Raw genomic sequence first — 9,544 nt, forward strand, 5'->3', positions numbered from 1 at the left:
CATTATTTTTTTAGCTTGTTCAGCCAAGGAGCGAAGGACAACAGGGTCGGGGCCGCTAAACTCGGCTTCAATTGCTGAACCGCCACCAGGCCCTAAAATAAAACGCCAAGCCTTTGATTCTGCTTCTGGGAAATTCTCCTCAACGTATTGTTGAATAACAGGAGTCATGGCATCAATTTTTTTATAGTCGTCGACTTTTACAAGAAGTTGGCCGTAGGCTGTGTTAGCTGACTGTGGTGAATAGGTCAGCATGTAACGAATTGCACCTCCGCCAATCAGAGTTTGCACACTGTTAACGTTATCTAAAGATTGAACGAATGATTCTAGTTTGATCATTTCGCGCTCAGTTTTTTTGATGTTTGTTCCTTCAGGTAGCCAAAAGTCAACCACCATTTGAGGTGACGTAGAGCGAGGGAAAAAACCTTGCGTCATAAATTGCGCACCCCAAATTGAGATAGCAAACAAAACCATTACGCTTGAAATAACTAATGCACGCGACCTTAAACACCAGCGCATAAGCGCTTTATATTTTAAGAAAAAAGCACTTTCTTTTTCTGTTTTTGAATCGTCTGAATTTTTTGCGTCACTTTGCGGGAAAAGCCAGTAACAGGTCAATGGGGTAATGGTTAATGCTAATACCCAGCTGAAAAGTAATGAGATCATAACAACCCAGAAAAGTGAGCCGGTATACTCAGCTGTTTGTCCTGGTGCAAAGCCAATTGGAGCAAAAGCAATTACGCCGACTAGTGTTCCGGCTAAAAGAGGCCATTTTGTCTGCATGACAATTTCTTTTGCTATATCTAGCTTACGTCGTCCCTGTTTAACACCTACTAAAATAGCTTCTGTTATTACTACTGCGTTATCAACCATCATTCCGAGTGATATTATAAGAGCACCCAATGATATGCGGTGAAGTGGAATGCCCATAAGTTGCATAGTCGTCAGCGTTGCGCCAACAGTAACAAGCAAAATAAATGAGATAACAGCCGCTGAGCGTACCCCCATAGTGAACAATAAAGAGCACACTACAATTACCAATGCCGATATTACATTGACTAAAAAATTAGTAACTGATGCTTCAACTACTTTACCTTGGTTATAGTATTCACTTACTTCAATACCGAATGGGCGACGGCTATCAGCTTCTTTTATTTTTTCATCAACAGCTTTGCCTATTTCAACAACATTACCACCAGAGGTATTAGATACCCCCATGGCTATGGCTTTTTGACCATTAAAACGGATTAGCTTTTGCGCTGGTTGTTCGTAACCTCTGTATACATTAGCAATGTCTTTTAGATAAATTACACGGCCTTCTGTTGAGTCGGTAACAAGTAAATTTTTTATTGAATCAATGGAATTTAAGCTACCTGATGGACTAAAGCTTAAACGTAAATCCCCAACGTCAACACTACCTGAAAAAGTAATACTATTTTGTTGTTTGAGTATGTCATAAATTTTGTTAATTGAAACACCCAGACTTGCAGCGTTCTCTTGCGAAATCTCTACAAAAATAGCTTCTTGTTGGCTGCCTGCTAATTGTACTTTAGCGACGCCATTAACTTGTAAAATATCTTTTTGTAATTGCTTTGCGTAATTTTGTAATTCAGCGTAGCTATAATCATTACCAGTAATCAAATAAGAGAGGCCATATAAATCGCCAAAATCGTCATTAACAATAGGTGTTAATGCATCTGGAGGCAAAGTGCTTTTTGCATCACTAATTTTATTTCGTAACTTGGTCCATATGACTTGTAAGTCTTCCTTAGACTTTGAAAATTCATACTTTATTTCAACATTAATCTCCGAGACACCTGCGGATGAAGTAGAGCTAATAGACTTAACTTCTTGGAGTTGTTGTAAGGCGGTTTCAAGAGGATCAGTTACTTCTCTTGCTACTTCATTAGGGCTTGCTCCAGGATATTGAGTGTAAATAAGCGCATTTCTTATGGTGAACTCTGGGTCTTCAAATCTTGGCATTGTGGTGTAAGCATTGATACCGCCAACGAATACTAAAATTATTGCAATTACACACAGTAATTGATTTTTAATGGAAAATTCAGCTAAGTTCATATGTCACCTATTGCTTTTCAGACCATGCATGAACTTGTATACCTTCATATAAGCTCGCTATACCTGCTGTTACTATTACATCGCCCGAAACTAAGCCTTCTTTAATAATCGCATTTTTTGTTGCTGACTTTTCAAGTGTCACAATTTGTTTAGACACGGTGCCAGTATCGGGTGTGACTTTCCAAACATAGGTTTTTTCGTTTTCGATGCCAATAGCACTGAGAGGAACTTGGACTAGACCTTTATCGTTGAGTGTACTTGTTGGGTCTTTAAACCAAACAGTTGCGTTCATTCCTGGCAGTATGTTTAAATTTTCAGGTGATTTAAATGCAAATTTTACTTGGTAGGTTTGTGAAGTCGCATCAGCGTTTAGGTTAGCCTCTTGAAAAACTGCGGGTAATTTATTTGAAGGGTCAAATACAAAAGTAACAAACGCGGCGGTATTACTTGCACTTTGCGGTTTTGCTGTTGCAATAACACTTGCCGGTAGATTAATTGTTGCTTCCATTAACCCATCGGCAATGATACTAACGGCGGTACTACCGGCTTGAACAACTTGTTTTTCTTTAAGGTTAAGCTCAGCAATTAAACATGAAAATGGGGCTTTTAGGGTTGTATCTTCAAGCGCTTTTTTTGCGGTTTTAAGTTTTGTCTCTGCAACTTCTTTATCAGAACGACGTTTGTCTAATTCATTTTTAGCAATCGCATTTGTGCCCATTAATTTTAACATACGCTGATATTCTTTATCTGCGATGTTAAATTGCGATAGCGCTGCATTATAACTTTCTTTAATGTCTCTTGAGTCTAAAATTGCAATTACATCACCTGCGTTTACACGTTGTGATTCAGTAACAAGCACTTCTTTAACAATGCCTGATACTTCAAAGCTTAAGTCTGAGGATTTTTGGGGTTTAACGGTTGCTGGATAGCGAAGAAACTGTTCTAGGTTGCTTTCTTTTATTGTAAGTAGTTTAGCGGGCTTACTTGCGGCAAGTGTTGATTCGTTTTGGTTGTTGTTGTCACTACAGCCATTTAAAAAATAAATGCTTAATATGAATACAGTGAGCTTTAAATAATTGAAGATCATAAATAATTCCTAACTTTTAATTTTTAACTTTAAAGCCAATCTGTAAGCTTTACACCAATACTTAAACGAGATGAGTGTTGGTTATAATAAATAAGCCCATCGCCATAGCCATTAAAGTATTCTACATAGCCTCTTAAGCGGTAAGTGAGAGGGAAAGACCAACCAAGTTGAAAGGTACTTCGGTTGTTACTTTTTAGATTATTGCGAAACATCAAATCTAAGTTATGGTCATTGTTAACTTGCCACAACACACCTAATTCACCATATCCGTAATAGTTTTCTATATTTGGGTTATCGTCGCCATCACTTAAAAAAGATGATTCTTTGTCATCTTCAGGGAGTCGCCACCAAGCTTTAAGATTCCAAACTAGGTCATCATCAACAATAGTGACAGCTCCAATTACTCTATTCCAACTGCGAGATAATGTACCTGCTTGGCCATTAGACTGGTGATTAAACGATAAGGAGGTGTTGCTAATATCAACACCTAAAAATTGCCACGGACGACTATAATTGAATATTAATTCTGGTTCGTAGTTAGTTTCTCTGAATGGGGCTGAAATATCGCTATTATATGATTGCCACCAGCTAACGGCTGTAAACGCTGCATAAATGTCTAAGTCGTCAAAATACGCATTTTCCATAGCTAAATATTTTAATGAAACTTGAAACTTGGTTTCGACATCATCAAGTGATTCGCCTTCTAAACGTTCTTGATAAGGCACTGAGCTTACATTGGAATAGCTAACAGGCAAAACGTAGTTGGGTTTGTGAGGTAAAATAGAAAACGGATTAGGAGATGCTTGGTTTTCTAATACCCTCCTTTTTTCGATAGAGTTTGTAAGTATATCGGAGCACTGTTTTTTTAGTTCGCCAATAGTTACATTATCATCGGCATTTATACTTTTTTCAGCTATACAGGCTGATAAATCAGCGGTTTGCGACAAGGTTGAAAAAGGTATTAATACACAAAGGGCAAATGGCAGCTTATATTTAGACATTATGTTTACCAAGGCTTTCTTATAATTATACATGTTGTTTACTCTTTTGTAACACAGCTTTATTGCAAATTATTGAAATTATATACTAAAAGAGCATGATTCAATTTTTAATAAATACAATTGAATTAGTTTTTAGGTAGGAGTCGCTAAATAATACATTAACAGTTATGAAAAGCTGTGACCTAAATCAACTAAAACCATTTTTTGGATAGATTTAATTTGCGTGCCGTGTTCGCTTTTTAATTTTATAAGAGAAGTAAACCTGATACTGAGTATATTGAAGTAAAAATTATGGCGAAGGTTCCTTTAAAAAAGGGATCCCTTGCTCTAAAAGGTATTTTTGAGCCTCATCAGTATGGGGCTTAAATGCTTTCCAACGGCCAATTGCTTTGTTGTTAAGTGGTTGGCGTACCTGCATTTTACTGGCAGTAGACACCGGTGCGGTGTTTAAGTGAAAGTCTATACACTGCTCTTGCCACTCTAAATCACAAAAGCTGACTAACTCTTTTATTTGCTGTTCGGGCTGTGCGACTAGTTTTTCGTATTTTACAATTTTAATATTGTTGTGCACGTTGCTGAAGTGCTGCATGAGTGAGTAAAAGCGGCTATAAAATTTAGCGGTGTCGAGTAAATCGAGTGAATACGCGTAGTAAGGGTTGTTAATAGTAAATAGCTGGCGGTAGTTACCAATACAGGTGTCCATTGGATTGCGCAGCATACAAATAATTTTAGCGTTTGGCAGTGCTTTAGTGATTAAGTCGATATAAAAAAAGTTAAATGGAAGTTTATCTATAAAATGTTTATGGCTGCCAGTAGTTACGCGGGTGGCGTTTAAATACGTTGAGCCAAGCTCATTAAAATCAAGCTCATACGCTTTAGTTAATGTTTGTATGTCGAGCACGTTAGGTGTGGGTGTGTTGCTCAATCTTTTTACGCTTAGGCCGAAGTCTTGTAATTCACCGGCTGACTGCACGTCACTGTGGCTCGATAATATTCTTTCAACTAACGTGGTACCAGAGCGGGGCATACCTAATACAAAAATAGGCTCAGCGGTGGGGTTGCCGTTTACTTGTTGGTTTTTGTGTTCAGCACTGAGTTGTTTTATGTGTTCGAACAACGCGTTTGACGATGCGTTATCAAACGGGGTAAGCGCATGCTTTGCTGCTTTACCTTGATTTAACGCGGTAAAGGCGTCAGAAAATGCCCCAATATCTTGGTATTCTTTTGCCAGTGCATGGCCTATGTGTAATTTAGCATCAGGATGTGAAACCTGCTCAAATACCTGTTTTAACCTTGTAATATTGTTTTTTTGCTTTGTTACTTTAGTTAAATCACTGAGTGCAAAGTGGCTTTGATGATGAAGCGGATTAATAGCAATGGCATGTTCAAACGCGGTGTGTGCTTTTTCAAATAAGCCCAAAAACTTGGCGCTAACGGCAAAGTTATAATAAAACTGGGGCTGTGGTTGTTGTTTGGCATTGGCTAAAGTGAGTGCGCAGTCAAAATAATTGAGTGCCTGTTCGTGAAGGCCTGCTTGTGTTAGTGCAACGCCTAGGGTATCGGCGTCGAGTGCTTTTTTTATTTGTACAATAGGCACCGACAGCGCTACATTTTTTGCTTTTTTTAAGTCACCTGTAAGTGCATAACATTTTGCCAGTTGAGCGGTATATTCAATACTTGAGCCCAGCGTTAAGGCTTTTTCGATTAGCTTTATGGCTTTATAAATTTGCCCAACTTGCAAGTTAACCATTGCCAGTAAAAAATAGCCGTCGGCAAAGTCAGGTTTATGCGAAACCAGTTCTACTAAGTTTTTGTGGGCAAGTTGTACTTTGCCTTCATTTAAATATTTAATGGCGCTTTGATGGAGTTGTTTTAAATTTGGCTGCATTTTTTAATTTGTATTGTTTGGTTACGCGTTAATAAAGAAAAAAGGCTCAAATAAATTTGAGCCTTTTGATTGTACTTAAACTTAACGGTTAATTATATTTCAAACTTATAATTAAATTTAATACCTACCGTTAATGGACGGTTGATAAAGTAACCATAGTTACGTTGTATGTCAGATCTATTTGCTGAGGTAATATCAGCGTCTGAACGGCGAACAGACGTAACGGCGTATTTATTAAATACGTTGTCTACGTAAACAGTAGCAGACCACTCATCGGCGGTTAGTTTAGCCGATATGTTGCTTAAGCTATAACCCGGTAAAGTTTCACCATTGTCGCGTAAACCAACACGAGAAATCACATCGCTTTGAGCGGTAATACCGTAGTTAATATCAAGCGTTTTGTCGTTAAACACGTCGGTTTGATAGTTTACACCCATTGAAAACTGGTGCTCAGACGAGCCAGGTAAACGGTCGCCATCTTCTGCTCCATCTGTGCCGTCTGAATTAAATAAGAACGGTGCGTCAGATGTTAACTCTGCTTTTGTGTATGCATATGTAGAATACACAGAGAATGAGTCAGATAAAATTGCACGCGACGATATCTCTATACCTTTTGCATTGGCTGAACCGGCATTAGATAAGTACGGTAGTTGGCCTACCTCGGTTGCACCGGCAACTTGTGCGTCGTCCCAATCTATATTAAATAATGCGGCGTTAAAGTGTAAACGACTTCTTAACCATGTGCTTTTAAAACCAAGCTCGTAGTTAGTTGTTGTATCTGCATCGTAAAGCATTTCACTTGGGTTACCACAACCCGCTTGGTTAGCTGGTAGTGGATCAGGACAAGGTGCTAAGCCATTTGAACCACCAATTCTGAAGCCTTCACTTATTGTTGCATAACCCATTACAGAGTTAGTGAATTGATACTTGGCATTAAATTTAAATAGGCTGCCGTTGTCGCTTGCTTCATTTTGTTCAAAGTTAAGTGTTACGTCGTCTGGGCCTGCGCCGCCAAATAAGGTATTGAATAATGGAAAGTCGACCGCTGACTCAGACTCAACATCGTACTTGTAAAAACGAGCGCCTACAGTAATATCGAGTTTGTCGGTAACTTGGTAACCAATTTCACCAAATAAAGCTGACTCTGTTATTTCAACGCGATCAACTGAGTAGTATTCAAGTTGGTCTGGACGAGATTGATCTGCGCCAAAATTTTCTACTGCAAAGTCACCAAAGCCTGGTGTGTACTCTTGACTAGACGCATCGCTTTCAATTTTGTTGTAAAAGCCACCTACAATCCAGTTAATGTCACTGTCGTTTTGTGATACTAAACGAATTTCTTGTGTGAACGTGTCTTGCTCTTCAAGCTCACGTGTGAACGATGAAAACGCAGGAAATTCTTCGTAGCCGTAATCAAGGCGAATAAGTAAATCGGTTTGGTCACGTTGGCCGTCGGCATCAAAATTTGAAATACCAGTTGCCGATACTAATTCTGCAAAACCTAGGTCTGCTTTTAGCTCTAAACTTAGTAATTGGTTTTCTTTTTCACGTGGCTCTTCGTAGCGGTAACCTGACTCGTATTTACCAATTACGTCACTTAGACCGTTATCAGCACTTAATGTGTTGTAATGAACAATTGAGCGACCTTCGCTGTCTTGGTTTTGGTAAAAGTAGTTAAGTGTGCCTTCAAGTGTTTCGCTTGGTTTAAAGCGAACAGAAATACGCCCTGTTGTGGTGGTTTCACCGTTAGCGTCTTCTACATTTTTGAGGTTGTTGTTAACTGCTGCGCTGTCGGTCCAATCTGGGTCAGGTAACGAAACGCCCGGCTCACGTACTACGTAGCCGTAGTCAATAAACCCTGGGTCTTCGTAAACGTTTAAGCTCGCACGAACGGCAAGTTTATCTTCAATTAATGGTAGGTTGAAGATGAATCCACCTTCGCCGCCAATAGAGTCGCTTTCTTGTGTTTGCGATACATTGCCAAATACTTCAACTGATGTGAAATCAAGCTCAGGCTCTTTAAGCATGTAACGAATGGCGCCCCCTAATGTGCCCGCACCATAAAGTGTACCTTGTGGCCCAATAAGGACCTCTACGCGCTCAACGTCGACTAGGCGCATATCAATAGCAACTGGGATTTCATTAATATAAGTAGCTACTGTGCCACCGTCTGACGATGGGCCAGATGAGTTTGTGTTTAAACCACGCACAATAATAGGTGACCCAGAGCGACCACCTTGATCGGTAATTGTTAAACCAGGTACCCAGCGTGCTACGTCGGCAAGCTCGCTGATGTTTTGATCTTTCATTATGTCGGCATCAAGCGCTGTAATGTTAAGCGGTGCGTTTTGCACTGAGCCGCTACGTCGTGTTGCAGTTACTTCAATAACTTCAAGTGATTTGTCTTTTGCGGTTTCTTGCTCTTGAGCAAGTGCTGTATTTGGAAGTAAAAAAGCGCTAGTAAGCGCGCCCGACATAGCCAAGGTCAACAGGCTTGGTTTAAACATAAAAATGATCCCCAGTTCAAAGATTTAACATAAGTAAAGTACATGGAATATATTATCAGTCACAATTAGATCTGGGAATGAATAAATTGAATTAAAATTCAGTTTTTTAGAATAAAAAAGGGTTAAAGTTGTGTTTTTTAGTTAATGAATGATGATTTAAGCTCTTTCCTCATAATGCATACCTACTACAGGTACGTTTTTTGAACTGTTTTACTTGTATTGAGTGTGTGAATAGCTATTCATGCTTGTTAGATTTGCGTGTTTTTAATGATGTTAATTTTTTTGTTTTTTTTTGGTTTTTTAAGTTGTGAATCTTAATTTTTGTGTGTTTTGATTATTTAAAAATTATTGTTACTCCCCATAATCTACTTTTAAACAAAGGTTTTTATTGAGTTTAATGGGCGAATAGGGGGGCTTGTTCGTACATTCAATTTGATTTTTTACTGTGCATCCATCAAGGACTTGTTATGAGCCAACTTTTTTCACCGTTAACTATTGGTGAACTTACCCTCCCTAATCGCATTATTATTGCGCCTATGTGTCAATATTCAGCAATTAATGGAGAAGCCACAGATTGGCATACTATTCATTTAGGGCAAATGAGTTTAAGTGGTGCAGGGCTACTAATTTTAGAGGCGACCGCTGTTAGCCCCGAGGGGCGAATAAGTTATGGCGATTTAGGGCTTTGGAACACAGATACTCAGTGTGCACTTGGCAAAAGTTTAAACGCGGTTAGGCAATACAGCGATATGCCCATAGGAATACAGCTGGCGCATGCCGGACGCAAAGCGTCAACCGGTAAACCGTGGGAAGACGCCGGCGCTATTTCACCAAGCGATGAAAATGGGTGGCAAACTATTGCGCCATCTGCATTGGCTTACGATGAGCATTCGTTTGAACCTGTTGCAATGAGTAAAGCGGATATAGCCCAATTAATTGCTGATTTTGCAAGTGCAGCCAAACGCGCCGACGAGCTAGGCCTTGATCT

6 protein-coding genes are annotated in these 9,544 nt (G+C 39.3%); 1 reads left to right on the forward strand and 5 read right to left on the reverse strand.

Annotation, left to right across the window (positions count from 1 at the left end; translation table 11 throughout):
- The 5 genes from ATS71_RS09300 to ATS71_RS09320 form a co-directional block, all read right to left on the reverse strand.
- The coding region (locus ATS71_RS09300) for an efflux RND transporter permease subunit (protein WP_058404582.1) at positions 1–2,073 on the reverse strand (2,073 nt) is incomplete at its 3' end.
- A 7-nt stretch (positions 2,074–2,080) separates the two neighbouring features.
- Positions 2,081–3,160: an efflux RND transporter periplasmic adaptor subunit gene (locus ATS71_RS09305; RefSeq protein WP_058404583.1), complete on the reverse strand. Its 1,080-nt coding sequence runs from the start codon at positions 3,158–3,160 to the stop codon at positions 2,081–2,083.
- A 29-nt stretch (positions 3,161–3,189) separates the two neighbouring features.
- Positions 3,190–4,161: a phospholipase A gene (locus ATS71_RS09310; RefSeq protein ID WP_081824571.1), complete on the reverse strand. Its 972-nt coding sequence runs from the start codon at positions 4,159–4,161 to the stop codon at positions 3,190–3,192.
- A gap of 289 nt (positions 4,162–4,450) precedes the next feature.
- Positions 4,451–6,049, reverse strand: coding sequence for a tetratricopeptide repeat-containing sulfotransferase family protein (locus ATS71_RS09315; RefSeq protein ID WP_058404584.1), 1,599 nt, complete (start codon positions 6,047–6,049; stop codon positions 4,451–4,453).
- Between the two features lie 92 nt (positions 6,050–6,141).
- Positions 6,142–8,556 carry a TonB-dependent receptor gene (locus ATS71_RS09320; RefSeq protein WP_058404585.1) on the reverse strand — a complete coding sequence of 805 codons (2,415 nt, stop codon included), beginning with the start codon at positions 8,554–8,556 and terminating at the stop codon, positions 6,142–6,144.
- A gap of 467 nt (positions 8,557–9,023) precedes the next feature.
- Between ATS71_RS09320 and ATS71_RS18985 the strand changes: the two genes are divergently transcribed.
- The coding region (locus tag ATS71_RS18985) for an oxidoreductase (RefSeq protein ID WP_442960121.1) at positions 9,024–9,544 on the forward strand (521 nt) is incomplete at its 3' end.

The organism is Pseudoalteromonas sp. H71, assembly GCF_001468485.1.
GTDB lineage: Bacteria > Pseudomonadota > Gammaproteobacteria > Enterobacterales > Alteromonadaceae > Pseudoalteromonas.

Coding starts and splice junctions, on each gene's coding strand:
- ATS71_RS09305 (WP_058404583.1), bottom strand. CDS start 3,160: ATGATCTTCAATTATTTAAAGCTCACTGTATTCATATTAAGCATTTAT.
- ATS71_RS09310 (WP_081824571.1), bottom strand. CDS start 4,161: ATGTCTAAATATAAGCTGCCATTTGCCCTTTGTGTATTAATACCTTTT.
- ATS71_RS09315 (WP_058404584.1), bottom strand. CDS start 6,049: ATGCAGCCAAATTTAAAACAACTCCATCAAAGCGCCATTAAATATTTA.
- ATS71_RS09320 (WP_058404585.1), bottom strand. CDS start 8,556: ATGTTTAAACCAAGCCTGTTGACCTTGGCTATGTCGGGCGCGCTTACT.